This window comes from Streptomyces xylophagus, from assembly GCF_000716435.1.
Classification (GTDB): Bacteria; Actinomycetota; Actinomycetes; order Streptomycetales; family Streptomycetaceae; genus Streptomyces; species Streptomyces xylophagus.
In genome coordinates, this window is record NZ_JNWO01000025.1 from 63,841 (window position 1) to 87,882 (window position 24,042).

The window sequence follows — 24,042 nt, forward strand, 5'->3', positions numbered from 1 at the left end:
CAGATTAATCAAGACATGGCCATCTACGGCAGATCCCTTGTCGACCGGTCCTCGGTGAGCGCCCGCAGAGTGCGCGCATCCGCGATGGCCCGCTCCTTGGCGATACCGGGCTGGATACCGAGCACGGGCAGGCTGGTGCCGTCGCTGAGGTTGAGGAACACCCAGGGGTCGCCGGGGCGGAGATTCACCTGGAGGATCTCCGCCCACTCCAGACGGCGACTGCTGACGATGTTCACGACGGTGACACCGGACTCGTCGGCGACGACCTTCACCCGCGCGAGCAGGGCCAGTACGCCGAAGAGGACGGCACCGGTGAAGACGAAGCTGAGCTTCTCCCCCGGGGTGAGCTGCTCCAGGAGCATCGCGACGGTCGTGATGACGACGAAGATCGCGACGCCCGCGGTGAGCAGCACGGCACGGGTGCGGCCCGGCCGGAACGTGACCGGCAGGGCGGGGAGTTCGGACATGGTCGGCGTGATCCTCGGCCTGTTCCTCGACGTGTTCCGCAATGTGTTTCTCGGCGTGTTTCTCAGAGACGGCAGGCGTGGATGGCCGTCGTCAGGATGGCCCGGGCGCCGATGTCGTACAGGTCGTCCATGATCCGCTGCGCTTCCTTGGCGGGGACCATCGCGCGTACGGCGACCCAGCCTTCGTTGTGCAGCGGGGAGACGGTCGGGGACTCCAGGCCAGGGGTGAGCGCGACGGCCTTCTCGAGCTGCTCGACCCGGCAGTCGTAGTCCATCATCACGTACGTCCGGGCGACCAGGACGCCCTGGAGGCGGCGCAGGAACTGCTGGACCTTGGGCTCGGCGGTGTCGTCGGCCTCGGCGCCGGTGCGGCGGATGACGACGGCCTCGGACTTCATGATCGGGTCGCCGAAGACCTCAAGTCCCGCGTTGCGCAAGGACGTTCCGGTCTCGACGACGTCCGCGATGACCTCGGCGACACCGAGTTCGATGGCGGTCTCGACGGCGCCGTCGAGGTGGACGACGGAGGCGTCGACGCCGTTGTCCGCGAGGTACTTGCCGACGATGCCCTCGTACGAGGTGGCGACCGTCTTGCCCTTGAGGTCCGCGAGGGTGCTCGCGGCGCCCGGCTTGGAGGCGAAGCGGAACGTGGAGCGGGCGAAGCCGAGCGGGAGGATCGGCTCGGCGCTCGCACCGGAGTCGATCAGCAGGTCGCGGCCGGTGATGCCGATGTCGAGGCGGCCGGAGGAGACGTAGATCGCGATGTCGCGGGGGCGGAGGTAGAAGAACTCGACCTCGTTGACCGGGTCGACGATCCGCAGTTCCTTGGACTCCCGGCGCTGCTGGTAGCCGGCCTCATGCAGCATGTCCGCCGCAGGTCCTGACAGGGAACCCTTGTTGGGGACGGCGATGCGCAGCATGAGGTCGGCTTCCTTCGCGTGAAAAGTGGTGAGGAAAGGGGCGAACTGTCGGAAACGGTTCTAAAGGGTTTTTACAGGTGGGCGTAGACGTCGTCCAGCGAGATTCCGCGGGCGACCATCATCACCTGGACGTGGTAGAGCAGCTGCGAGATCTCCTCGGCGGCCGCCTCCTTGCCCTCGTACTCGGCGGCCATCCAGACCTCGGCGGCCTCTTCGACGACCTTCTTGCCGATGGCATGGACGCCCTTGCCGACCAGCTCTGCGGTGCGGGAAGTGGCGGGGTCGCCGGTGGCGGCCTTCTGCTGGAGCTCGGTGAAGAGCTCCTCGAACGTCTTATTGGACATGGTGCTGCCCACCCTATTGCAAACAATCGTGGGCTTAACGCCACGGTTCAGATACTGAGCGGAGGGTGGCCGCCGTAGCCACCGCCGCCGTCACCGCCTCGTGTCCCTTGTCCTCGTTCGAGCCTTCCAGGCCGGCCCGATCCAGGGCCTGCTCCTCGGTGTCGCAGGTCAGGACGCCCATGCCGACGGGGACGCCGGTCTCGACCGAGACCTGGGTGAGGCCCTGGACCACGCCCTGGCACACGTACTCGAAGTGGGGGGTGCCGCCGCGGATGACGACGCCGAGGGCGACGATCGCGTCGTAGCCCCGGCCCGCCAACACCTTTGCCACGACCGGGAGTTCCCAGCTGCCGGGGACCCGGAGCAGGGTCGGCTCGTCGATCCCCAGGTCGTGCAGGGCGCGCAGGGCGCCGTTCACCAGACCGTCCATCACCTTTTCGTGCCACTGTGCCGCGATGACGGCGACCCGCAGGTCTCCGACGTTGCGTACGGACAGTTCGGGTGCGCCCTTGCCGCTCACGTTCTCTTGTCTCCTAGAAGTGCGATTCCGCGTGGAAGTGCTTGTTGCGCGACTACTGGTTGCCGCAGGTGGACACGGGGGCCGTGTCCAGCCAGGGCAGGTCGTGGCCCATCCGGTCCCGCTTGGTGCGCAGGTAGCGGAGGTTGTGCTCGCCCGCCTGTATCGGCATCGGCTCCCGGCCGGTGACCTTGAGGCCGTGGCGGACGAGCGCGTCGGTCTTGTCGGGGTTGTTCGTCATCAGGCGCAGGCTGTGGACGCCGAGATCCTCCAGGATCTGTGCGCCGGCGCCGTAGTCCCGGGCGTCGGCGGGCAGGCCGAGTTCGAGGTTGGCGTCGAGGGTGTCCCGGCCGCGCTCCTGGAGTTCGTACGCCCGGAGCTTGGAGAGCAGGCCGATGCCTCGCCCCTCGTGGCCGCGCAGGTAGACCACCACTCCCCTGCCCTCCTCCTGGATGCGCTCCAGGGAGGCCTCCAGCTGGGGGCCGCAGTCGCAGCGCAGGGAATGGAAGACGTCACCGGTGAGGCATTCGGAGTGGACGCGGACCAGGACGTCCTCGCCGTCGCCGATCTCGCCGTGGACGAGGGCGACGTGCTCGACGCCGTCGACGGTGGAGCGGTAGCCGTACGCCGTGAACTGGCCGTGGCGGGTGGGGAGTTGGACCTCGGCCTCGCGGCGGACGGTGGGTTCGGCGGTCTGCCGGTAAGCGATCAGATCCTCGATGGAGATGATCGTCAGGCCGTGCTTGCGGGCGAACGGGATCAGTTCGGGGAGGCGGAGCATCCGGCCGTCCTCGCCCGCGATCTCGACGATCGCGCCGGCCGGGCGCAGGCCCGCGAGGCGGGCGAGGTCGACGGCGGCCTCGGTGTGGCCGTTGCGGACCAGCACGCCGCCGGAGCGGGCGCGCAGCGGGAAGACGTGACCGGGGCGGACCAGGTCGTCCGCCTCCGCGGTGCCGCTCGCGAGGAGCTGAAGCGTGGTCGCACGGTCGGAGGCCGAGATACCGGTGGTCACACCGTGAACGGCGGATGCGTCCACGGAGACTGTGAACGCGGTTTTCATCGACTCGGTGTTGTCCTCGACCATCTGCGGGAGCCGGAGCCGGTCCAGCTCGTCGCCCTCCATGGGGGCGCAGATCAGGCCGCGGCACTCGCTCATCATGAAGGCGATGATCTCGGGGGTGGCCTTCTCGGCGGCGATGACGAGGTCGCCCTCGTTCTCGCGGTCCTCGTCGTCGACGACCACGACCGGGCGGCCGGCCGCGATGTCGGCGATGGCCTGCTCGACCGGGTCGAGGGAGAAGTCCTCGAAACCGTCGGTGCTGTACAGGATCGGTGCCGCTGTCATGCCGGCGCTCCTTCCAGGGCGGGCTGCGGGGCCTTGCGGGAGCGCAGCCACCAGTCGCGCATGCCCCACAGGACGAGTGCGCCGTAGATGACGTAGACGAAGCCGGAGAAGGCGAAGCCGTTGGCGAAGTTGAGGGGGACGCCGACGAGGTCGACGAGGAGCCAGGCGAACCAGAACTCGACCATGCCGCGGGCCTGGGCGTACATCGCGACGATGGTGCCGACGAAGATGTAGGCGTCGGGCCACGGGTCCCAGGAGAGCGACGGGTACGCCTTGAAGAGGGCGGCGACCGCGACCGTTCCTACGGCGGCGGAGCCGACCAGGATCGCGCGCTCGCGCCAGGTGGCGAAGCGGGGGGTGATGTGGCCGTCGGCGCCGCCCTTGCCGCGGTTCCACTGCCACCAGCCGTACACGGCGACGACCATGACGACGATCTGCTTGCCGGCGCTGCCGGAGAGGTGGGCCGTGGCGAAGGCCGCGAACAGGATGACCCCGGAGACGAACTGCGTGGGCCAGCTCCAGATCGACCGCCGCCAGCCGAAGGCCAGGGCGATCAGGCCGACGATGTTGCCAATCATGTCCGACCACTTGATGTGCTGGCCGAACAGGACGAACGCCTCGGAGTTGAGCCAGTTCACGGGGTCACCTCGCGTGAACCCATCAGCCGCTCGACGTACTTGGCGATGACGTCGACCTCGAGGTTGACCGGGTCGCCGGGCTGCTTGAGGCCGAGCGTGGTCAGGTCGAGGGTGGTCGGGATGAGGCTGACGGTGAAGAAGTCGGGGCCCGCGTCGACGACGGTGAGGCTGATGCCGTCGACGGTGATGGAGCCCTTCTCGACGACGTAGCGCGTGAGGTCGGCGGGGAGCGAGATCTTGACGAGCTCCCAGTTCTCGGACGGCTTGCGCTCCAACACCGCGCCGGTGCCGTCGACATGACCCTGCACGATGTGTCCGCCGAGGCGGGCGCCGAGGGCCATGGGGCGTTCGAGGTTGACGCGGGAGCCGACGGCGAGGACGCCGAGGCTGGAGCGGTTCAGGGTCTCGGCCATGACGTCGGCGGTGAACTCGTCACCCTCGTGCTCGACGACGGTGAGACAGACGCCGTTCACGGCGATGGAGTCGCCGTGCTTCGCACCCTCGGTCACGACGGGGCCGCGCAGACGAAAGCGGGAGGCGTCGTCGAGATTCTCGACGGCGGTGACCTCACCCAGCTCTTCGACGATTCCGGTGAACACTTCCCGGGTCCTCCTGCCACATCGGGGCACGGACTCCGGGGTCTGTCGAAGACGACAGAATGAAGCGAACGGAAGCACCGAGGACGACGCCGGACAGAACCCGTCCACGCAGGACGAGCCAATACGGCGGCGCGCACGAATGCCCGCCCGCCGCGCACTGCCTCCCATCCGGACTTTAACCGTCGGTCCAGGAATTCCACCTGGTCAACCGGCCGCTGAACAACACGGACGGGTCGCGGACTATAACCGCCGGTTCGGACTTTCACCGACCCCGGAGTGCGCTGCTTCTGGTACATGGCCAGTGTGCCACGCCTGGCAAGGGTCCATCCAGGTGAGTTGTGTGGGGTGGCTCACAGACTGTGCCGCTGGACTTCTCAATCGGCCCCCACCTGCTGGATCATATGGTCTAGTCCTTTTTGGATCTCCGTACGGGAGTTCCGGGCGGGACCTCCATGAACCGGTCCGGCGGTGGTGACGACGGCCCTTGCCCACCGCCGGGCCTCTCAACCGAACAGCTCGTCCTGCGCACCGTCCTGCGCCGTGAGCAGCGCGCCGCGCAGGACGGCGGCGCCGCCGAGGATGCTGGGACGCACCTCTGCCGGCAGGGGTGACATACGGCCAATCCGTTCGGCGACCCGTACGGCGAGTTCGTCGCCGCCGGCCTGGCCGACCTCACCGCCGAGGACCACGCACCCGGGGTCCAGCAGGGCGACGACGGACGCGACGCCGAGGGCGAGGCGGTCGGCGAGGGTGTCCAGGAAGCGGACGGCGGGAGCGGTGCCTCGCGCGGGGTCCGGCCGCCCGGTGTCGACACCGGCACCAGCCACCGCCGCGACCGCCCACTGCACCAGCTCGGCCGCCTCTCCCCCACCTTCGCCGTCCAACACCCCGCATTCCCGGGCCAGTTCGACCACGGCCCCCGCTCCCGCCAGCGAGTGGAAACCCCCCTCACAGTCCGTCGCCGAAGGCAACCCCCTCGTCCCCGGCACCGGAAGAAAGCCCATCTCTCCCGCACCCCCGGACGCTCCCCTGCGCAACGCCCCGTCCAGCACGATCGCGGCACCGATGCCCATGCCGAGCCAGAGGAGGACGAAGGTGTCCCGGTCATGGGCCGCGCCATCGCGTTGTTCCGCCAGGGCCGCGAGGTTGGTTTCGTTCTCCACTACGACACGGGCGTCGGGGAGTCGCTCTTGGAGGGCGGCGACCAGGCGCCGGTGCCACGCGGGCAGGCCCGTGGTGTCGCGGAGTTCGCCGGTGGCCGGGTCGATGAGACCCGGGGCGCCGATGCCCACCGTGTGCAGGCGCTCCGCGCCCGCCTCCTTCGCCGCCCTTTCCACCAGGGCCACGGCCTGTTCGACCGCCGGTCCCGTGCCGGAGTCTCCGTCGATCGGGACGGACGCCTCCGCGAGCACTCGGCCGACCAGATCCGAGACGAGTACGGAGACGCCCTCCAGGCGGACATCCAGCGCGGCCAGGTAAGCGCGGTCGGCGACGATGGCGTACAACCGGGCGTTCGGGCCGCGTCGTTGGGCCCCGGACTCGCCGACCATCTCGATCAGCCCGGAGGCCGTGAGGCGTTCGACGAGGTCGGCGACGGTGGGCCGGGACAGTCCGGTGAACTGCTTCAACTGCCCTGCCGTCAGCGGGCCTTCGCGCAGCAGCAGCCGCAGGGCGAGCCGGTCGTTGATGGCCCGGGCGGTGCTCGGTGATGCGGGCATGCCGGGAATCCTCCCAGATCGAGGGGGTACGGCGGGCGGCCGGTAAATCTCTATCTATCAGGCAGGGTTCCTGATAGTTTACGCGGCGCGAGTGGGGACGGGGATACGAACAGCGGGATCCGAACAGCAGGAGGGGCCGGACACATGAGTGACGTGGTCTACGACCGACACGAGGTGAAGCGGTCCCGGTACGCCGTGGCAGCCGTCTTCGCCGTGCACGGCGCGGTCACCGGCTCGTTCGCGACCCGGGTGCCGTGGATCCAGGACCACGCGCACGTCGGGGCGGGCTGGCTCGGTTTCGCCCTCGCCTTCGGGGCGTTCGGCGCCTCCTGCTCGATGCCGCTGGCCGGCTGGATCACCCACCGTTTCGGCAGCCGCACGGCCCTGCGCGGGCTGATCTCCCTGTGGACGATGTCCCTGGTGCTGCCGTCCCTCGCGCCGAACCTGGTCACCCTGTGCCTGGCGATGTTCACCTACGGCGCGAGCGCGGGCATGGCAGACGTCGCCATGAACGCGCTCGGTGTCGAGATCGAGCGCCTGCTCGGCAAGTCGATCATGTCCGGGCTGCACGGCATGTGGAGCGCGGGCGCCCTGATCGGTTCGGCGGGCGGCACGCTGGCCGCTCACCTCGGCTCGGACGCGCGCGTGCACCATCTCATCGCGGCCCTGACCCTCACCCTGCTCGGCGTGACCGCCTGCCGTTGGGTGCTCGACATCCAGCCGGGCGAGGAGGAGGAAGCGCCACCCCGGTTCACGCTGCCGCCCAGGTCGGCGCTGCTCATCGGCGCGGTGGGCTTCTGCGCGGTGTTCGCGGAGGGGGCGAGCCTGGACTGGTCGGCGGTGTTCCTGCGGACCCAGTTGGACACGTCGGCCGGTCTCGCGGCAGCCGCGACGACCGGTTTGATGCTGACGATGGCGGTGGCCCGGCTGGTCGGCGACGCGGTGGTGAACCGCTTCGGCTCGGTCCGTACGGTCCGCGCGGGCGGTGTCCTGGCCGTGCTCGGCGGGCTGCTGATCGTCCTCGCGGACAGCCCGGCCCTGGTGATCAGCGGCTTCGGGCTGCTCGGCCTGGGCATCGCCGTGGTCGTCCCGCTGTGCTTCGCCGCCGCCGGCCACAACGGGCCCAACCCGAGCCAGGCCATCGCGGGCGTGGCGACGATCACCTACACCTCGGGGCTGGTCGCGCCGAGCCTGATCGGCGGGGTGGCGCAGGCGACCAGCCTGGTCGTGTCGTTCTGCCTGGTCACCGCGCTGGCCGGTGGGCTCGTGGTCTTCGCGGGCGTACTGCGCGCCGGGGACCGGGACCGCCCGAAGGTCAGCCCGCCGAGCGCAGCAGTGTCCGGCCCACGGCCCTGAACCCCTCGCTCCAGGGCGCGGGGCGCAGAGTCTCCGCGTCCAGCCGGACCAACACCCGGGTGCCGGTCGCATACGTCACCTCACCGTCCACCGAGCAGAGCCGGAAGCCGTAGGTCAGGCCGGTGTTGCCCAGCCGGTCGAGCCAGAGGTGGACGGCGTACGCCCCGGGCCTGGTGACCGGTGCCTCGTAGCTGATCAGCAGTTCCTTCACCACGTTGCAGGCGTCCCCGGCGCTCGCCCAGTCACCGTCGAAGCGGACCCCGTGCTCCTGCCACAGCTCGGTCCACGCCCGCTCGACGAGGAGCGGGTAGCGGGCGTTGTGCAGCATGCCGAGCGCGTCGAGGTCGTCGAAGTGGACGGTGACGGGGAGGAGCCGGCCGTGGGACAGGGCGGTGGCGGGCGGGCTTTCGACGGTCACTGCGGGGCTCCCGAGCGGTGCTGGTGGGGCGGTGGAGACTGTGGGGACGCCCCATTCTAAGCAACCGCTCAGGAACCCCTGTCGGGAAGGCCCTGGCAGGGCAGGCCCCGGAGGCCCTGATCGGGCGGGCCCGTGGGAGCCGGTCAGCCGGCGATCGAGTCCAGCTGTTCCGCCGCCGGCCGCAGCGCCCACAGGTCACCGCCGGGTGGCGCCTCCAGCTTCGGTACGGCGGCCTGCGCCCGCGCGTCGCCCGCGTCGGCCGCCGCGTGGACGACGTCGCTCGCCGCGTACCGGTAGAACTCCAGCTCCGGATGCGCCCACGCGGCGGCCCCGGTCGCGGCGGGCAGCAGATAGTCCACCGCCTTCAACAGGCCCTGCCCGTCCGGGCCTTGATAGGTCCACAGGTTCACGCCGACATGCCGGCCGATCGCCGCGAGCCGCGTGTACGCGACCAGGTCGAAGGTCGAGTAGTGCCAACTCCGGGTCCGCGCGAGCTCCTGCGGCTGGCTGCCGTCGCCCGCGATCTGCGGGCCTATGCGTTTGGCGCGCGCGTCGAGCACGGTCCGTTTGGCCAGCGCCTTGTCGCCGGTCGCGTAGGCGAGGGCGGCGAGTTGCATGTCGTAGAAGGTGCCGTGGTTGTTGGCGGCGGCGCCCTCCTCCTTGCCGAAGGCGCTGTTCTGCAGCCAGCCCAGGAAGTCGGAGTTCCAACGGGCCATCGCCGTGCGGTCGTTCTTCGTCCAGCCGGGGGCGCCGGTGCCGAGGATCGCGACGGCGTCGACGACGCTGGTGTACGACTGGGAGAAGTCGATGACGCCGATGGCGCGGCCGTCGTACTTGCACGGGATGAACTGGGCGTGGTTCAGGTTGGGGTTCATCTTCGTGGCCGGGTCGAGGAACCAGGTGCGCAGAACCTGGTCGGCCTTCTCGGCGTAGCGCTTGTCACCGGTGTAGTACCAGGCGAGCGAGAGGTCGTACGTCGAGTCGAAGACCTTCTCCACGTCCTGGCGGTCGGTACCCGCGTCGACTTCAGGGTTGCGCTGTCCGTCGCGCTGGACGTAAGGGCAGCCCCAGGGGTTGGAGGCGGTCGGGGTGGTCGTGGGCCACCAGTAGGGGGCCTGGCTCAGGTAGTCGTGAACATCGCCGCCGGGGGCGGGCTTTGGTTTGTCCACGACCGTCCAGGGTCCCTGGTGCAGCCAGTTGTCGGCGCGGGTCGTCAACTGCTTGAGCGAGCGGCGGAGTTGGGGGTCGCCGTGGTCCAGGCGGAGCTTGGTCTGCTGGAGGCGGGTGCCGTCGAGGACGGCGGTGTCGGGGGCGGTCGGCGCCGAGTGCGCGGCGGCCGAGGGGACGAACACGGCTGTCAGGATGGCCACGGCAGCGAGGAGGACGCCGAGGCGGGGTCTGGCACTCATGCACCAACTCCAAACATGTATATGAACAACGTTCATGAATGGAACCGTGCGAGCGTAAGACCGTGCGGCAGCCGTGACAATGGTCCGGACCGGATTCATGTACAGAGATGGCGGTCAGCGCGCCAAGTCGTAGGCGTACGACGCCGTGAACGTGCCGGCCGTGCCCTTGCAGCCGTCCGACTCCCCCGGCAGCTTGACCCACAGGTAGCCGTCGATCCGGGCCTCGCCGGTGTTCAGGGTCGGCGCGCGGCCGATCTTCCGGCCGGCCGGGTCGCACCACTGGCCGTCGGCCGGGGCGCCGTTGCCGTTGCGGCTGGTGTCGATGACGGCGCCGAGGCTCGCGGGGCCGCCGAGGGCGTCGAGGACCTGACGGTCGTAGGCGATCTCGGCCGAAGTGGTGTGGAAATTGGAGACGTTGCTGAAGATCCCGTCGGAGGAGTCGGCCGAGGCCGCGCCCGCCTGTTTGAGCAGGGCCGCCTGTTGCGCGGCCGGGTTCCAGTCGGAGTGGCCCGCGTCGTAGTACACGCGGGCCTTGGGGTCGGCGGCCTTCAGGACGCGGCCGGCGCGGGCCAACGCCGCGAAGCGGTCGGCACGTTGGGCGTCGGAGAGGCAGTCGGCCTGGGCTATGGAGTCGGGCTCGAGGATGACGACGACCTCGCCGGAACCCAGCCCCGCCGCGAAGTTGTCGATCCACCCGTCGTACGCGTCGAAGTCGGACGCCCCGCCCTCGGAGGCCCCGCCGCAGTCCCGGTCCGGGATCGCGTACGGCACGACGACCGGCACCCGGCCCTGCGCCGCGGCGCCCGAAGTGACCGCGCGGACCCGGGAGGTGATCGTCGACGGCGTGAAGTCGGCGAACCACACCGCCGCAGGCTGGTCGGCGATCCGTGTCTCTATGACCTCGGTGCGGGGGTCGTCGGGGTGGGCGCGGACCCAGTCGAGGACCTGGGACTCGGGGTGACGGTAGAGGCGCGGGGACACGGCGGCGGCCTCCTGTGTCTTCTTCCCCGCCTTCGTCGTCTTCGTCGGCGAGGGCGCCGTGCTCTTCTTCGGCTTCGCGGAAGCGGAGGCACTGGCCTTCGTGGACGCGGAGGTTGACGGTGCGTCAGGCAGCGGTACCAGAAGCGTCGCTCCGGTCGCGTCGGGCCTCGCCGCCTCCGAACCGCGGCCGTCGCCCAGCGCGTTGATCGTCCCGGTCACGGTGCCGACCGCGACCACGACCGAGGCCACCGCGACCAGCACGCCGCGCCGTGCGGCCCGCCTGCGCTCGGCCTTGCGTACGGCCAGCCGTTGGGCGCGTAGGCCTGCCACCGCGCGGTTCCCCCTCCCGTGCTCCCCTGCGACGGACGCGCTCCCCCGTTCTGGGGAAGCATCGGTCCCGCCGGCACCTCGGCCAGCCTAGGACTGGGACCCTGCCCCCATGCCGCAATTGGAGCACTTCACCACATCTGTAGACGCACCAGTAGACACTCCCGTGGACTCCGTCGTCTCCCGTCTGCGCGCCCTCGACGAGTGCCTGCCCGCGCGGGACGGGGTCGCGGTGTTCAACCGCGTCTACCTCGCCGTCACGGAGGCGGTCGACCGGCGCATCGACGCCGGGCGGTTCGCCGACGCGCGGGCCGCGATCACGCTCGACGTGCGGTTCGCGGAGCGGTACCTCGCCGCCGTGGACACGGTGACGAACGGACGGCGCCCGCCCGCCTGTTGGCGCCCGCTGTTCCAGCTGCGCCGGCATCCGGGCGTACGACCAGTGCAGTTCGCCCTGTCCGGCATCAACGCCCATATCGGCCACGATCTCGCGCTCGCCGTCGTGGACGCCTGTCGTACGCTCGACTGCGAACCCGCCGAGCTGGAGGACGAGTTCGACCGCGTGGGCGATCTCCTCGTGTCGCTGGAGGAGCGCATCCGCGAGGATCTGATGCCGGGGCCCGACCTGTTCCAGATCGCCGACCCGCTGACCCATCTGCTCGGCTCGTGGAGCCTGGAGCGCGCCCGGGAGGCGACCTGGACGGCGTCGCGGGCCCTGTGGGCGCTGCGCGGACTGCCCGATGTCGCCGAGGAGTTCACCGAACGGCTGGACGCGGCGGTGGGGCTCGCGGGCCGCATGATGCTCACCCCGCTGCCCGACTGAGGTGGCCCGATCCGATCGCCGCCCCCTCGGAATCCCCTTGTGATCGCCCTACGTTGACGGCACGCACCCGACTGCGAAGGAGCACCGGAATGACGGCTCGGTTAGGCCTCGGCCTCCCCCAGATGCGGCAGTATTCCATCGGCACGGACGTTCCCGACGTGGCACGCACCGCCGAGGAGATCGGCTACGAAAGCCTGTGGGTCTTCGAGCGGGCCCTCTTCCCGGAGCCCGCCACCCAGGGCCTGTACAACATCGAGGGCCTCGCCTGGCCGGACGTGTACCGGGACGTGGCCGAGCCCCTGGTCACGCTCACCCTCGCCGCCGCGGCCACCGAGCGGGCGCGGCTGGGCACCAGTGTGCTGGTGGCACCGCTGCGCATCCCCTTCCAACTGGCCAAGTCCCTGGCCTCGTTGGACGCGGCGAGCGGTGGCCGGGTGATCGCGGGCCTGGGCACCGGCTGGTCGCTCGACGAGTACGCGGCCGCAGGCATCCGGCCATTCGAGGAGCGCGGCAGGGTGCTCGACGAAGTGATCGAGGTGTGCCGGGCGGTGTGGGGCCCGGACCCGGTGAAGTACGACGGAGAACTGACGAAGATCGCCTCCGCGGTGGTCGGTCCCAAGCCCGCCCGGCCGATCCCGATCCTGCTGGCCGCGGGCAACAAGAAGGCCCGGCAGCGGCTGGTGGACAGCGCCGACGGCTGGATTCCCGTGGGCATGGGCGCCGAGCAACTGGCCGTCGAGTGGCGGGAGTTGCAGGACCTGGCGGCCGAACGGGGCCGCACGGAACCGATCCAGAAGGTCGTGCGGGTCAACTGCGTGCACACGGCCAAGTCCTATGACGGACCCGACCGCCAGCCCTTCCAGGGCAGCGCCGACCAGATCGTCGAGGACCTCGTGGCCCACGCGACGGTCGGCCTGGAGGAGATCCTGATCGACCTCCAGACCACCCCGCGGGACGCCCAGGAACTCAAGGACGTCGCCGCCGATGTGTACGAGAAGGCGCGGGCGGCCGGGATCTGAAGTCCGGCCGATTTACCCCGACCTGCTGAACTCCCGTCAGTCCTCCGGGAGTTCGACCGGCGCGATGTCGTCGTAGACGTCACCCGGCCCGGGGTTCGTCGGGTCGGTCGTGCCGCCGAGCTGGTGCATGACGCCCCAGACCGCGTTCAGCGCGGTCTGGACGGCGCCCTCGGCCCAGCCTGCCGTCCAGGAGATGTCGTCGCCGGCGAGGAAGACGCCCCGCTTGTCCGCGGGCAGCCGGTCCTGCATGAAGTGGGTGAACAGGCGGCGCTGGTAGCGGTAGTGGCCGGGCAGGTTGGCCTTGAACGCGCCCATGAAGTAGGGCTCGTTCTCCCAGGACACGGTCACCGGGTTGCCGATGACGTGCTTCCTGATGTCGACCTTCGGGTAGATCTCGCCGAGCGACTTCAGCATGACCTCCATCCGCTCGTTGGCGGACAGCGGCAGCCACTTGAGGCTGTCGTCGCACCATGTGTACGAGAGGCAGATGACGGCCGGCTTGTCCGGACCGTCGTCGAGGAGGTAAGTCCCGCGCGTCATACGGTCGGTGAGGGTCATCGACATGACGTCCCGGCCGGTCTCCTCGTCCTTGTCGAGCCAGAACGGCCGGTCCACGGGGACGAACAGCTTCGAGGACTCCATGTAATGGGTGCGCTCGATCGCCGTCCAGTGGTCGATCGGGAAGAGCGAGTCGTCGCAGGCGATCTTGGAGAGCAGCATCCAGGACTGGGCGGTGAAGATCGCCGCCCGGTAGGTGCGGATGTCACCGTTGGCGTCCGTCACGGTGATCCGGTTGCCGGCCGTGCGGTGCAGCCGGGTCACGGCGGGACGGGGTTCGCCGTTCACGTGCAGGGACGCCAGCGAGGTGCCGTAGGGCCAGTGGACGATCTTCTCCGGCTCGCGGTCCCAGAGGCGGAGCGGGAGTTGCTGGGAGCCGCCGACGATGCCGCGGTGGTGGTCGTCGGCCTCGGTGTATACGACGCGCAGGATTTCGAGGATCGAGTTGGGGAAGTCGGTGTCCCAGCCGCCCGTGCCGAAGCCGACCTGGCCGAAGATCTCGCGGTGCCGGAAGGACTTGAAGGACTCCGAGTCGCAGAGGAAGCCGTAGAAGGTCTGGTTGTCGAGTTTCTCGACGAGCTTCGACCAGATCTCGCGGATGCGCGGGACGTCGCGTTCGCGCATGGCGCGGTTCATGTCGGAGAAGTCGGCGCCCTCTTCGAGGCAGGCGTTCCAGGCGTGCATCACGTCGAGGTAGACCTGCGGGAGGTCGTCGACGGTGGTCGCGTAGTGCGACTCGCCCTTGAGGTCGACGACGGTCGAAGGGGTCGCCTCGGCAAGGGGGTTGGGGAACGGTCGGGTCTCGAGTCCGACCAGGTCGATGTAGTGCTGGAGGGCGGTGGAGGAGGGCGGGAAGCGCATCGCGCCCATCTCGGCGGTCAGTTCCTCGGTGCCGGTGCCCTCGAAGCCGACGGTGCGCAGTCGGCCGCCGATCCGGTCGGCCTCGTAGACGACGGGCTTGAGGCCCATCTTCATCAGCTCGTAGGCGGCCACGATGCCGGACAACCCGCCGCCGATCACCGCGACTTCGGTGCCGTGCTCGGTCGCGGGTATCTGGCCGAGGCCCGCCGGGTGGGCGAGGAAGTCGTCGTACGCGTAAGGGAAGTCCGGCCCGAACATGGTGATCGGCGGCTGCTGCGCGTCGGCGTGCTGGACGGCGTTGGGCACCGTGGACGTCATGGGGTACGGACTCCTTGCGACAAAGCTCTAAAGGGAAGAGAAGGCTGGGGATTCAGGCCAGGGACCCGTAGAGGCCGGGGCGCCGGTCCGTCAGATACGGGTTCGCCGCGCGGGAGTCGGCCAGCAGCTCGGGGTCGACGTCCGTGAGGAGGAGTTCCTCGCCGCGGCCGGCGCGGGTGCGGGCGACTCCGTCGGGTCCGGCGAGCGTGGAGAGGCCGAAGAAGTCGAACTCCCCTTCCTGGCCGATGCGGTTGATGTACGCCACGTACATCTGGTTCTCCCAGGCGCGCACCGGGACCAGGGACTCGGCGACGAACTGGAACGGGTGCATGTTCGCCGTCGGGACGAGGAGCAGGTCGGTGCCGGCGAGGGCGTGCGCGCGGACGGGCTCCGGGAACTCGACGTCGTAGCAGATCATCAGGCCGACGGTCAGGCCGTCCAACTCGGCCTGGACGACCGGCTGTTCGCCGGGTGTGAAGTGGGCGCGCTCGAAGTCGCCGAAGAGGTGGGTCTTGCGGTAGTTGGCGAGGCGGGTGCCGTCTGCGGAGATCAGCTGGGCGGAGTTGTACACGGCGTCTCCGTCGCGCTCCGGGTAGCCGTAGGCGATCGCGAGTCCGTGGCGGCCGGCGATCTCGGCGACCGTGTCGGCGGAGTCGCCGTCGGCGGGTTCGGCGAGGCGGCCGATGTCGTCGCCGATCGCGTACCCGGTGAGGAACATCTCGGGGGCCGCGAGCAGCCCGGCGCCGCCGGCCGCGGCCCGGCCCGCGGCCTCGTCGAGGACCTTGAGGTTCTCGACGAGGGAGCCGGGGCGGCCGGAGCTCTGGAGCAGGGCGGTGCGCATGTGTGTTCCTCACCGGTACGAAAAGGCGGAAAAGCGGGGAGAGCCACCTATCGAGGGGCCCTCTAGACGGTACGGCCGGGGGGCTGGGCCGGACAAGAAGGAGCCGTTGCGCGCCGGTGAGCGTTTTGTTGCGTGCGGGTGCGGTGGGGCGGCGATTCGTTGCGTGCCTGGTCGCGGTCGGCCGTTTCCCGTGTGGTGGACCGGTTGTCAGGCCCCGGGCGTATGTTTCCGCGCATGAATCCTGAACTGATCAACCGGCTCGCGCCGTTCCGTACGGAAGCACTGGGCCGCGGGATACCGCTCCAGGACGTCGAGCGGTGGATCGCCACCGCGCGTCCGTCCGGGACCCTCGTCACCGGCGGGGACGGGCCGGTCGTCGGCAGGTTCGGCGGGCCGCTGCTGCTGCCCGCCGACGCCCCCGACCCCTGGTCCCCGTTACTCGCGACCCTCGACTGCGCGGCCCTGCCCGAGGAGACGACGGGCCTCGCGCTGCCGGCCGACGGTCGGCTGCTGCTCTTCGGCTTCCCCGAGATGACGTACTACGGCGGTAGCGCCGGAGACGTCGTGTACCTCCCCGAGGGGACACCCGTCGAGGAGCGGAGGCCGAAGTACGAGAGCGTCTACGACGACGCGACGCGCGCGATCCACGAGCAGTTCCCGCAGGAGGAGCTGCGGCTGGCGCCCGATGTCTGTCTGCCGTCCCACTTCCTGGCCCCGTCCCCGGAGACCGGCGAGGAGACCGTCACGCTCCCCGGCCATCCCCATGCCTGGGAGCTGGCCGAGGCGTGGGAGGAGACGTACGGCGACATCGTCGTCGACGGACCGCTGCACATCGGCGGGTACGCCTCCCACGAGTGCACGGAGACGGACCCCGTCACGGACGCCGCGGCGGACGCGGAGCAGTCGCGACGGGTCCGGGCCGAGCAGTCCCCCGGGTCCGCCGACACCGCCGAGCTGCCCGCCGCCGCGGAGTGGGTGCTGCTCGCCCAGTGGGACATCGGGCTCGACGGCCGGGAGGGCTCCACCCTGCACTGGGTGATCCCGCGCCAGGACCTGGCCGAGCACCGCTTCGACCGCGCACACGTGTCCTTCTTCTGGAACCCCTGAAGGGCAACACCTCAAAGGGGCGCGGGGAACTGCGCGCCCAGCCACAACGGACCCGCGGCCGACGCACGAACCTTCCAGCGGAGCGCTAACGCCGGGGCACCGCAAACACCGTGAGGACAGCCGCGTGGTCCGACGGCCAGCAGTTGCTGGACACGTCCGGCCAGGGGCTAGGCGTGCCGACCACGAAGGTCCGAGAGTCGAGCACCGTCAGCCCCCGGTGCAGGACGTAGTCGATACGGTCCTGCGGCTCGGCGCGCCCACTGCCGTCCTCGTGCACGGGGTGGATCGGCGACCAGGTGTGCCCAGGTTCCGCAGCCGGATCCGGGTGGACCTCCCGGTAGGAGTCCCGCAACCCCGCCTCCGCCGCCGCCTTCGTCACCGGCCATTCGACATCCGGCCAGTCCAGATGCGAGGGGCTGTTGAAGTCACCGACCAGCACGACGGGGACGGCGTCATCGGCCACCTCCGCGATCCGGCCGAGGGCATCCCGCATCTGGGCGAGCCGTACGTCCTCGTGGGCAATCAGGTCGGTGGCCGGGAGCCCGTCGAAGGCGGACTCGTACGGGCCGTAGGGCGTGTAGTCGAGGTGGCAGGTCCACAGATCGACCTCACGCCCCTCCCCTACGGCGATGCGCACCCCGGCCGCTCCGTAGAAGCCGACGTCCGGGTCGCCGAAGCAGGCGGTGATCGGGTGGCGGCTGATGACGCCGAGGTTCTCGCCCGCGCGGTGGTGGTACCAGCCGAGCGCCTCGGCCAGTTCCTCGGCGGCGGTGCCGCCGGTCTCCTGGAGGCCGACCACGTCCGCGCCGGTCTCCGCGATCGCCTTGAGCTGCTTGGTGCGGTGGTCGTCGACCTTGCTGCCGCCGAGCCAGAGGTTCCAGGTCAACACGCGTAGCTCGTACGGCGATTCGTGCGTCACCATCGCGCGCAGGGTAGCCGGGGTCACCCCGACGAGGCTCGCCCGGACCGTCCGGCCCGGGGCCGCGTCGATCGGGGCCAGCGACGGTACGGCGAGGACCGCGCAGCCGGCCGCCTCGGCGGAGCTGACGCCGGTCTGGGTGTCCTCGACGGCCACGCAGGCCGCCGGGTCGACGCCGAGAGCGCGGCAGGCGGCGAGGTAGGGATCGGGCGCGGGCTTGGTGGGCCCGGTGTCGTCGGCGGTGACGGAGACCGCGAAACGGCTCGCGCCGAGGGCGTCGAGGACGGTGTCGGCGACCGCGCGGGGGGACGCGGTGACGAGCGCCGTGGGGACGCCGTCGCGGGCGAGGGCGTCGAGGAGGTCGAGCGCGCCGGGGCGGGGCACGATGCCGGTGCGGACGCGGGCGGCGAACTCCCGGTGCAGCTCGGCCGCGAGGTCCGCCGCCGACGCGTCCGTGGTCGTGGCGAGCCAGTCGGCGGTGTGCTCGACCGGTCGGCCGAGCACCTCCGACTGGTCCGCGTCCGTCAGGGTTCTGCCCGCGACCTGCTCCACCGCCTCCCACCACAGCCGCTCGGTGTCGACGAGCGTGCCGTCCATGTCGAACAGGACGGCCTGGAGCGGGAGTTGGGTGTGGGGGGTCACGTTTCTCTCTTTCGGTGCGGGTTCACTACGGGCCTTGGGGCCCTACGAGTTGATGCGTTCTGCCACGAGTACCGGCCGCTCCGGCAGCGACACACGTACGGCGACTCCGGCGCCCAGGGTGGTGGCCTCGTGCGTGGGGAGGTCGGCCTTGACCTCGGTGCCGTCGGCGAGCAGAACGCTGACACGGACGACCGCGCCGAGGAAGGCGGTGCCGACGACACGTGCGTCTCCGGCGTCGTCGGCGTTCACGTGGATCGCCTCCGGCCGGACGAGCACGTCGACTTCGGGTCCTGCCGGTGCCTCGCCGTCGACCGGCAACCGCTGGCCGAGCACCTCCACGGTGCCGTCCGTGAGGTGCCCCGGAAGCCGGCTCATCGTGCCGACGAACTCGGCGACGAACGCGGTCGCGGGCCGACCGTACAACTCGGCCGGGGCGGCGCACTGTTCGAGCTTTCCGGCGCGCATGACGGCGACCCGGTCGGCGATGGACAGGGCCTCTTCCTGATCGTGCGTCACGAAGAGGGTGGTGATGCCGAGTTCCTGCTGGAGGCGGCGGATCTCCTCGCGCAGGGACAGCCGCACCTTGGCGTCGAGCGCCGACAGCGGCTCGTCCAGGAGCAGGACGCGCGGACGCAGGGCGAGCGCGCGGGCCAGGGCGACGCGCTGCTGCTGGCCGCCGGAGAGCTGGTGCGGGAAGCGCTCGCCCTTGTCGCCGAGCCCGACGAGGTCGAGCAACTCGGCCGCACGCGACCGCCGTTCGGCCGTGCCCACCTTGCGCATGCGCAGTCCGAAGGCGACGTTGTCGAGTGCGTTGAGATGCGGGAAGAGGCTGTACGACTGGAAGACCATCCCGGCGTCGCGACGATGGGCGGGGACGCCGGTGACGTCCTTGCCGTCCACCAACACCTCACCGGAGGTGGGGTGTTCGAAACCGGCGAGCATGCGCAGGGCGGTGGTCTTGCCGCAGCCGGAGGGGCCGAGCAGGGCCAGGAACTCGCCGGGCTGGACGGTCAGGTCGAGTCCGTCGAGGGCGACCGTCGGGCCGAACTCACGGCGCAGGCCCCGGAATTCGACGGTGGCGGCGTTGTCCGTCGTGGTCTTCTCAAGCGTGGTGGCGGTCATGGTTCATCCCCGGGACGAAGCGGTTTTGTCACGTCCGCCGACACCGGCGAGCGTGAGGAGGAGTGCCCAGGTGACGACCAGGCTGAGCACGGAGACGGCGACGGAGAGCTGGGCGTTGGACCCGCCGACGCTGTAGATCCACACGGCGAAGGGCTGGAAGCCGAGCAGCTGGGCCACGGTGAACTCGCCGAGCACCAGCGCCAGCGTGAGGAAGGACGCGTTGAGCAACGCCCCGCGCAGATTGGGCAGTACGGCCCGCACGAGGGCCTGCGGCCAGCCCGCGCCGCAGCTGCGGGCGGCCTCGACGAGGGTCTTCACGTCGATGGCCCGCAGCCCCGAGTCCAGCGCCCGGTACACGAACGGCAGCGCCATCACGACGTAGGCCAGGACGAGGATGAACGGGAAGCTCGGGTTCTGGATGGCGACGAAGGTCTCGAAGAGCGGGGTGCGGGACAGGTAGTCCGGGCCCCACTTGAGGACCGTGGCGATACCGGCGACGAACGCGATCGGCGGCACCACCAGCGGCAGCGAGCAGATCACCTCGACCACCGGGCGCAGGCGGGGCGCGCCGAGCCGTAGCGCGACCATGGCCGGGACCATCAGGAGCAGGACGACGGCGATGGTGGCGGCGGCGAGTTCCAGCGAGAGCACCAGGCTGGAGGTGAAGCCGTCGGCGGAGACGATCTGGGTGTAGGCGTCGAAGGTGACGCCCTGGCCCGGCACGTCGACCGTGAAGACGACCGACGCGGCGAGCGGCACCAGGAAGTACAGGGCGGCGAGGCCGAGGACGACCCACCGCCAGAGGTTCAGGCGTCCAGCCATCGCGCGCTCCGTCGTTGCAGGGGCAGGTACACGGCCATGACCAGGCCCGCGACCAGGACCATGTCGAGGCTGAGGGCGAGGGCCACGTTCTCCTGGCCGACCAGCACGTTGCCGGAGATGGCGTCGGCGATCTGCAGGGTGACCAGCGGGATGGAACTGCCCACCATGGCCGCGGCGGTGGCGTACGCGGCGAAGGCGCTGCCGAAGAGCAGCACGAATCCGCCGAGCAGGGACGGCGCGAGGACCGGCAGGGCCACGTGCCGCCAGTACTGCACGCCGGTGGCGCCGTTGTTCTGGGCGGCCTCGCGCCACTGGGTGCGCAGGCCCTCCAATGCCGGGGTGATGGTGAGGACCATCAGCGGGATGAGGAAGTACAGGTAGACGATGACCAGGCCCGAGAAGCTGTAGAGGTCCCAGCCCTTGCCCTTCAGTCCCAGGTGGGTGGTCAGCACACCGGCGTTGCCGAGTGTGGCGACGAACGCGAAGGCCAGCGGGACACCGCCGAAGTTGGCGAGGACGCCGGACGCGGTGAGGACGGCCTCGCGCAGCGCGCGGAACCGGGAGGTGACGACGACCTGCGCGAGCGGCAGGCCGAACAGGGTGCCGAGGGCGGCCGAGATGGCGGACAGCTTGACGCTGCCGATCAGCGCGGTGAAGTAGGCACCCTTGAGCGATTCGGTCAGGTTGGCGGTGCTGTACGAAGTGGCGCCCGTCGTCTGGTTCTTGACGGTGAAGGCGCCGTTCAGCATCGCGATGGCGGGCACCCCGAAGGCGACCGCGACGAACACGAGCAGCGGGACCACGGCGATCCAGCCGGGGACACGGCGCCGCCGCTTCGAGGAGGCGGCGGCGACCACGTCGGCCCGCGTGAGCGTGGCCGTCATCCGGAGACGGCCTTCGCCCAGCCGGACGCGATGACCGTCTTGGCCTTGCTCTGCTGGGCCTCGGTCGGGAAGGACGGCGTGCCGGTGACCTGCGGGAGCTTGGCGGCGGCGGTCTTGTCGAGCGTGCCGGCCGACTCCATGGAGGTCATCAGCACCGGACGCGCGTACCCCTTGAGCCACAGGTTCTGGCCCTCGGCGCTGTACAGGTACTCCTGCCACAGGCGGGCGGCCGCCGGGTGCGGGGCGTCCTTGTTGATGGCCTGCGAGTAGTACTGCGCGTACTGGCCGTCGGTCGGGATGGAGACCTTCCAGTCGACGCCCTTGGACTTGAACTCGTCGGCGTAACCGGCGTTCAGGTAGTCCCAGTCGATGGAGATGGGCGTCTCACCCTTCTCGACGGTGGCCGGGGTGGACTCGACGGGCGTGTAGTTGCCGTTCTTCTTCAGCTTGCCGAAGAAGTCCAGGCCGGGCTGGATGTCGTCGAAGGAGCCCTTGTTGGCGAGCGCCGCCGCGTACACGCCGCCGAAGGCCGAACCCGACTTCGTGGGGTTGCCGTTGAGGGCGACCTGGCCCTTGTACTGCGGCTTCAGCAGGTCCGCGAAGGTGGTCGGACAGGTCTTGACGCGCTTCGCGTCGCAGCCGATGGAGATGTAGCCGCCGTAGTCGTTGAACCACTGCCCCTTCGGGTCCTTCTGGCCCTCGGGGATCTGGTCGAAGGAGGCGACCTTGTACGGCGCGAGCAGCCCCTGCTGGGCGGCGCTGAGCGCGAAGGAGGAACCGAGGTCGAGGACGTCGGGCGCACGGTCCTGGCCCTTGCGGGAGGTCACGGCGTTGATCTCGTCCTGGCTGGAGCCGTCCGGGTTCTCGTCCGTGATCTTGACGCCGTACTTCTTGGTGAAGCCGTCGATGAGGGCACCGTAGTTGGCCCAGTCACGGGGCACCGCGATGATGTGCAGCGTGCCCTCCTTCTTGGCGGCCTTCACCAGGGCGGCGAGCCCGCCGAAGTCGGCGGCGGAGGTGGCGGTGGCGGCGTTCTTGCCGTCGGCGGTGGTCGACGAGTTGGTGGGAGCGGCGCCGCAGGCGCTGAGGGCAAGCGCGGCGACGACGGCGAGGGAACCACCCAGGACGGCGTTTCTCGGCGGGGACACGGTCACGGTCTCTCCAGGGGTGCGCACGAGGGTTAGAGCAGAGCGGAGAACTTGTCTGAACAAGTTGGCCTCAGTACGCCCGGCGATGGTGTCTTGTTCGTAAACATTGGCGAAACCGTGACCCCTTCTTCTCTGCACACTCCTGGCTGACACGGATCACCAAGGGAACTCGACTACGCTGCTCACGCTGTGCACAGTTGCCAATTCAGAGGGGAAGCATGACGGCGCGACACGAGGAGATCGCCGACGAGCTGCGGAAAGCCATCGACCGCGAGGAGTACACAGTCGGCAGCCGACTGCCCGCCGAGACGGACCTCGCCGCGCAGTACGGCGTCTCGCGCGGCACGGTCCGCCAGGCCGTCGCGGCCCTCACCGCCGAGGGACTGATCGGCTCCCGCCAGGGCGCCCGCCGGATGGTGCTGGCCAGCCGCCGCAGCCAGAGCTTCGCGGAGCTGCGCAGCTTCGCCGAGTGGGCGCGTGCGATGGAGCGCGAGGCGACCGGGCACGTGGTCGAGCAGGAGTACCGCCCGGCCACGGCCGAGGACGCCGTACGCCTCCAACTCCCCGAGAAAACCCCGGTGTTGCACGTCCTGCGGGTCCGCGGCCTGGACGGCGAACCGGTCCTGCTGGAGCGGACCGTGTACGCCGACTGGATCTCACCGGCCGTCGAGGCGATCGAGCCCGACTGCCCGTCCGTGACCCAACGCCTGTACGACGACACGGGGTTGGTCTTCGCCTACGGCGAGCACGTCATCGACGCGGTGGCTGCTGGCGCGCAGGACGCGGAGTTGCTCGGCATCCGCCGTACGAGCCCTCTCCTCCGGGTCCGCCGGGTCACAACCACCCGCGAGGGACGGCCGGTCGAGTGGTCGGACGACCGCTATCGCTCGGACGCGGTGAGCTTCAGCGTGCACAACTCGATAGGGAACAACGCGCTGGCGCGGAAGACGGCGGAGTAGCCGCCTCCGGCGGCAGCGTGCGACAGTCGTGGTCAAGGGGGACGGGTCCGACGTCATGGAGGTCCTGATGGAGATCGCCGCGTTGCCGCATGTCGGCGAACAGACCACGGTCGTGGCGGCGGAGCCCGACGCCGTGTGGCGCGACCTGAGCCGGGTGATGGGCCACTCCTCCGCGGGGGCGACCCTGTACGCACGCCTGGTCCGCGCCGCCGACCGCGGGACCTCCGGGCCCCGGCCCCTCGCCGAGGGTTCGGCGATCGCCGGTTTCCATGTGACCTCGGCGGTCCCGGGACGCGAGCTGGTCATGGAGGGCAGCCACCGCTTCTCGTCGTACGCCCTGGTCTTCCACGTCGAGCGGACCGGCCCGGGGCGCTCGCTGCTGCGGGCCGAGACCCGGGCCGCCTTCCCCGGCCTGGCCGGGGGCCTCTACCGGCGGCTCGTCATCTCCAGCGGCGGGCACGTGATCGCCGTACGCCGGCTGCTGTCGGCGGTCCGCCGCCGGTCCGAGTAGCCTCCGCGGCTCAGGTCGGCGAGCCCGACGAGAAACGCCGGAGCAGCGGCGAGAGCACCAGCACCGACTTCGTGCGCTCCACGAACGGCTCGCCCGCGATCCGCTCCAGCACCCGCTCGAAGTGGCGCATGTCGGCGGCGAAGACCTGGACGATCGCGTCCGCGTCGCCGGTGACGGTGGACGCGGCCACGACCTCCTGGTAGCGCTCCAGGCCCCGCCGGATGGTGTCCGGGGAGGTGTTGTGCCGGCAGTAGATCTCGACGAACCCCTCGGTCTCCCAGCCGAGCGCCGACGGGTCCACCCGTACGGTGAAGCCGGTGATGGCGCCGGTGGCCCGCAGCCGGTCCACGCGCCGCTTCACGGCGGGCGCGGACAGGCCGACCAGCTGCCCGATGTCCGCGAAGGAGCGGCGGGCGTCCTCGGCGAGGGCGTGCACGATGCGTTCGTCGAGTTGGTTCAGCACTGCGGG

25 protein-coding genes and 1 riboswitch are annotated in these 24,042 nt (G+C 70.3%); of the genes, 6 read left to right on the forward strand and 19 right to left on the reverse strand.

The features are described 5' to 3' along the window. Nucleotides 1–23 precede the first annotated feature (23 nt). The 8 genes from OO70_RS40230 to OO70_RS40265 all read right to left on the reverse strand — a co-directional run bounded on the left by OO70_RS40230 (nt 24) and on the right by OO70_RS40265 (nt 6,548). Nucleotides 24–467 (reverse strand): PH domain-containing protein, encoded by a 444-nt coding sequence (locus OO70_RS40230; RefSeq protein ID WP_043683322.1) that lies wholly within the window; start codon nt 465–467, stop codon nt 24–26. A gap of 62 nt (nt 468–529) precedes the next feature. Next, nucleotides 530–1,387 (reverse strand): ATP phosphoribosyltransferase, encoded by an 858-nt coding sequence (hisG, locus tag OO70_RS40235; protein WP_043683325.1) that lies wholly within the window; start codon nt 1,385–1,387, stop codon nt 530–532. A 71-nt stretch (nt 1,388–1,458) separates the two neighbouring features. Next, a complete protein-coding gene (locus OO70_RS40240; protein WP_018534786.1) occupies nt 1,459–1,731 on the reverse strand; it encodes a phosphoribosyl-ATP diphosphatase in 273 nt (90 codons plus the stop codon). Between the two features lie 34 nt (nt 1,732–1,765). Beyond that, the gene (gene ribH, locus OO70_RS40245; RefSeq protein ID WP_043683330.1) at nt 1,766–2,251 is read right to left on the reverse strand and encodes a 6,7-dimethyl-8-ribityllumazine synthase; all 486 of its coding nucleotides are present in this window, start codon (nt 2,249–2,251) and stop codon (nt 1,766–1,768) included. A 52-nt stretch (nt 2,252–2,303) separates the two neighbouring features. Beyond that, a complete protein-coding gene (locus tag OO70_RS40250) occupies nt 2,304–3,593 on the reverse strand; it encodes a bifunctional 3,4-dihydroxy-2-butanone-4-phosphate synthase/GTP cyclohydrolase II (protein ID WP_043683333.1) in 1,290 nt (429 codons plus the stop codon). Then, complete coding sequence (locus tag OO70_RS40255; RefSeq protein ID WP_043683336.1) at nt 3,590–4,231, reverse strand: nicotinamide mononucleotide transporter family protein; 642 nt, start codon at nt 4,229–4,231, stop codon at nt 3,590–3,592. Before OO70_RS40255 ends, OO70_RS40250 begins: the two co-directional genes overlap by 4 nt. After that, entirely contained in the window at nt 4,228–4,830 is a 603-nt protein-coding gene (locus OO70_RS40260) for a riboflavin synthase (protein WP_043683340.1), read from the reverse strand. The genes OO70_RS40255 and OO70_RS40260 overlap by 4 nt, the downstream gene beginning before the upstream one ends. Nucleotides 4,831–4,980: 150 nt before the next feature. Beyond that, nucleotides 4,981–5,114: riboswitch (FMN riboswitch) on the reverse strand. A 219-nt stretch (nt 5,115–5,333) separates the two neighbouring features. Next, nucleotides 5,334–6,548, reverse strand: coding sequence for an ROK family transcriptional regulator (locus OO70_RS40265; RefSeq protein ID WP_043683343.1), 1,215 nt, complete (start codon nt 6,546–6,548; stop codon nt 5,334–5,336). A 144-nt stretch (nt 6,549–6,692) separates the two neighbouring features. Between OO70_RS40265 and OO70_RS40270 the strand changes: the two genes are divergently transcribed. Continuing rightward, entirely contained in the window at nt 6,693–7,904 is a 1,212-nt protein-coding gene (locus OO70_RS40270) for an MFS transporter (protein ID WP_043683345.1), read from the forward strand. Here OO70_RS40270 and OO70_RS40275 read toward each other — a convergent pair. The 3 genes from OO70_RS40275 to OO70_RS40285 form a co-directional block, all read right to left on the reverse strand. Then, nucleotides 7,864–8,322, reverse strand: a complete 459-nt coding sequence (locus tag OO70_RS40275; RefSeq protein WP_043683347.1) for an acyl-CoA thioesterase — start codon at nt 8,320–8,322, stop codon at nt 7,864–7,866. The two genes, OO70_RS40270 and OO70_RS40275, sit on opposite strands and share 41 nt — an antisense overlap. A gap of 143 nt (nt 8,323–8,465) precedes the next feature. Further along, entirely contained in the window at nt 8,466–9,731 is a 1,266-nt protein-coding gene (locus OO70_RS40280) for an alginate lyase family protein (protein ID WP_043683351.1), read from the reverse strand. Between the two features lie 114 nt (nt 9,732–9,845). Further along, nucleotides 9,846–10,970, reverse strand: a complete 1,125-nt coding sequence (locus OO70_RS40285; RefSeq protein ID WP_043683415.1) for a glycoside hydrolase family 6 protein — start codon at nt 10,968–10,970, stop codon at nt 9,846–9,848. Nucleotides 10,971–11,151: 181 nt separating this feature from the next. Between OO70_RS40285 and OO70_RS40290 the strand changes: the two genes are divergently transcribed. Next, the gene (locus tag OO70_RS40290) at nt 11,152–11,862 is read left to right on the forward strand and encodes a DUF5995 family protein (RefSeq protein WP_043683354.1); all 711 of its coding nucleotides are present in this window, start codon (nt 11,152–11,154) and stop codon (nt 11,860–11,862) included. A gap of 89 nt (nt 11,863–11,951) precedes the next feature. Beyond that, on the forward strand, nt 11,952–12,881 hold the full coding sequence (locus OO70_RS40295; protein ID WP_043683357.1) for an LLM class F420-dependent oxidoreductase: 930 nt from the start codon (nt 11,952–11,954) through the stop codon (nt 12,879–12,881). A 36-nt stretch (nt 12,882–12,917) separates the two neighbouring features. On the opposite strand, the gene OO70_RS40300 is transcribed toward OO70_RS40295, so the two are convergent. Both OO70_RS40300 and OO70_RS40305 read right to left on the reverse strand, forming a co-directional pair. After that, nucleotides 12,918–14,618 (reverse strand): flavin monoamine oxidase family protein, encoded by a 1,701-nt coding sequence (locus tag OO70_RS40300; protein ID WP_043683359.1) that lies wholly within the window; start codon nt 14,616–14,618, stop codon nt 12,918–12,920. 52 nt (nt 14,619–14,670) lie between these two features. Next, nucleotides 14,671–15,459 (reverse strand): carbon-nitrogen hydrolase family protein, encoded by a 789-nt coding sequence (locus OO70_RS40305; protein ID WP_043683361.1) that lies wholly within the window; start codon nt 15,457–15,459, stop codon nt 14,671–14,673. 234 nt (nt 15,460–15,693) lie between these two features. Here OO70_RS40305 and OO70_RS40310 point away from each other — a divergent pair, with 234 nt between their 5' ends. Then, entirely contained in the window at nt 15,694–16,566 is an 873-nt protein-coding gene (locus OO70_RS40310; RefSeq protein WP_051742060.1) for a DUF1963 domain-containing protein, read from the forward strand. Between the two features lie 85 nt (nt 16,567–16,651). On the opposite strand, the gene OO70_RS40315 is transcribed toward OO70_RS40310, so the two are convergent. Genes OO70_RS40315 through OO70_RS40335 form a run of 5 tightly spaced genes read right to left on the reverse strand, consistent with a single transcriptional unit; the run spans nt 16,652 to nt 22,109 of the window. Further along, on the reverse strand, nt 16,652–18,127 hold the full coding sequence (locus OO70_RS40315; protein ID WP_043683366.1) for an HAD-IA family hydrolase: 1,476 nt from the start codon (nt 18,125–18,127) through the stop codon (nt 16,652–16,654). Nucleotides 18,128–18,169: 42 nt separating this feature from the next. Beyond that, nucleotides 18,170–19,249 carry an ABC transporter ATP-binding protein gene (locus OO70_RS40320; RefSeq protein ID WP_043683369.1) on the reverse strand — a complete coding sequence of 360 codons (1,080 nt, stop codon included), beginning with the start codon at nt 19,247–19,249 and terminating at the stop codon, nt 18,170–18,172. Between the two features lie 3 nt (nt 19,250–19,252). Further along, a complete protein-coding gene (locus tag OO70_RS40325; protein ID WP_043683372.1) occupies nt 19,253–20,071 on the reverse strand; it encodes an ABC transporter permease in 819 nt (272 codons plus the stop codon). Beyond that, a complete protein-coding gene (locus OO70_RS40330; RefSeq protein WP_043683375.1) occupies nt 20,056–20,955 on the reverse strand; it encodes an ABC transporter permease in 900 nt (299 codons plus the stop codon). Before OO70_RS40330 ends, OO70_RS40325 begins: the two co-directional genes overlap by 16 nt. Beyond that, a complete protein-coding gene (locus tag OO70_RS40335) occupies nt 20,952–22,109 on the reverse strand; it encodes an ABC transporter substrate-binding protein (protein WP_043683377.1) in 1,158 nt (385 codons plus the stop codon). Before OO70_RS40335 ends, OO70_RS40330 begins: the two co-directional genes overlap by 4 nt. 212 nt (nt 22,110–22,321) lie before the next feature. Here OO70_RS40335 and OO70_RS40340 point away from each other — a divergent pair, with 212 nt between their 5' ends. Further along, nucleotides 22,322–23,062, forward strand: a complete 741-nt coding sequence (locus OO70_RS40340; protein ID WP_043683380.1) for a GntR family transcriptional regulator — start codon at nt 22,322–22,324, stop codon at nt 23,060–23,062. A 67-nt stretch (nt 23,063–23,129) separates the two neighbouring features. After that, the gene (locus OO70_RS40345) at nt 23,130–23,573 is read left to right on the forward strand and encodes a hypothetical protein (protein WP_043683418.1); all 444 of its coding nucleotides are present in this window, start codon (nt 23,130–23,132) and stop codon (nt 23,571–23,573) included. Between the two features lie 10 nt (nt 23,574–23,583). Here OO70_RS40345 and OO70_RS40350 read toward each other — a convergent pair whose 3' ends face one another. Next, a complete protein-coding gene (locus OO70_RS40350) occupies nt 23,584–24,036 on the reverse strand; it encodes an Lrp/AsnC family transcriptional regulator (RefSeq protein ID WP_043683384.1) in 453 nt (150 codons plus the stop codon). Nucleotides 24,037–24,042 lie beyond the last annotated feature (6 nt).

Bases quoted from the DNA above. Each gene is read 5' to 3' on its own strand.
- OO70_RS40270 (WP_043683345.1), top strand. From the start codon at position 6,693: ATGAGTGACGTGGTCTACGACCGACACGAGGTGAAGCGGTCCCGGTAC.
- OO70_RS40305 (WP_043683361.1), bottom strand. From the start codon at position 15,459: ATGCGCACCGCCCTGCTCCAGAGCTCCGGCCGCCCCGGCTCCCTCGTC.
- OO70_RS40265 (WP_043683343.1), bottom strand. From the start codon at position 6,548: ATGCCCGCATCACCGAGCACCGCCCGGGCCATCAACGACCGGCTCGCC.
- OO70_RS40310 (WP_051742060.1), top strand. From the start codon at position 15,694: ATGAATCCTGAACTGATCAACCGGCTCGCGCCGTTCCGTACGGAAGCA.
- OO70_RS40280 (WP_043683351.1), bottom strand. From the start codon at position 9,731: ATGAGTGCCAGACCCCGCCTCGGCGTCCTCCTCGCTGCCGTGGCCATC.
- OO70_RS40330 (WP_043683375.1), bottom strand. From the start codon at position 20,955: ATGACGGCCACGCTCACGCGGGCCGACGTGGTCGCCGCCGCCTCCTCG.
- OO70_RS40250 (WP_043683333.1), bottom strand. From the start codon at position 3,593: ATGACAGCGGCACCGATCCTGTACAGCACCGACGGTTTCGAGGACTTC.
- OO70_RS40290 (WP_043683354.1), top strand. From the start codon at position 11,152: ATGCCGCAATTGGAGCACTTCACCACATCTGTAGACGCACCAGTAGAC.
- hisG (WP_043683325.1), bottom strand. From the start codon at position 1,387: ATGCTGCGCATCGCCGTCCCCAACAAGGGTTCCCTGTCAGGACCTGCG.
- OO70_RS40230 (WP_043683322.1), bottom strand. From the start codon at position 467: ATGTCCGAACTCCCCGCCCTGCCGGTCACGTTCCGGCCGGGCCGCACC.
- OO70_RS40340 (WP_043683380.1), top strand. From the start codon at position 22,322: ATGACGGCGCGACACGAGGAGATCGCCGACGAGCTGCGGAAAGCCATC.
- OO70_RS40240 (WP_018534786.1), bottom strand. From the start codon at position 1,731: ATGTCCAATAAGACGTTCGAGGAGCTCTTCACCGAGCTCCAGCAGAAG.
- OO70_RS40295 (WP_043683357.1), top strand. From the start codon at position 11,952: ATGACGGCTCGGTTAGGCCTCGGCCTCCCCCAGATGCGGCAGTATTCC.
- OO70_RS40345 (WP_043683418.1), top strand. From the start codon at position 23,130: ATGGAGATCGCCGCGTTGCCGCATGTCGGCGAACAGACCACGGTCGTG.
- OO70_RS40300 (WP_043683359.1), bottom strand. From the start codon at position 14,618: ATGACGTCCACGGTGCCCAACGCCGTCCAGCACGCCGACGCGCAGCAG.
- OO70_RS40320 (WP_043683369.1), bottom strand. From the start codon at position 19,249: ATGACCGCCACCACGCTTGAGAAGACCACGACGGACAACGCCGCCACC.
- OO70_RS40325 (WP_043683372.1), bottom strand. From the start codon at position 20,071: ATGGCTGGACGCCTGAACCTCTGGCGGTGGGTCGTCCTCGGCCTCGCC.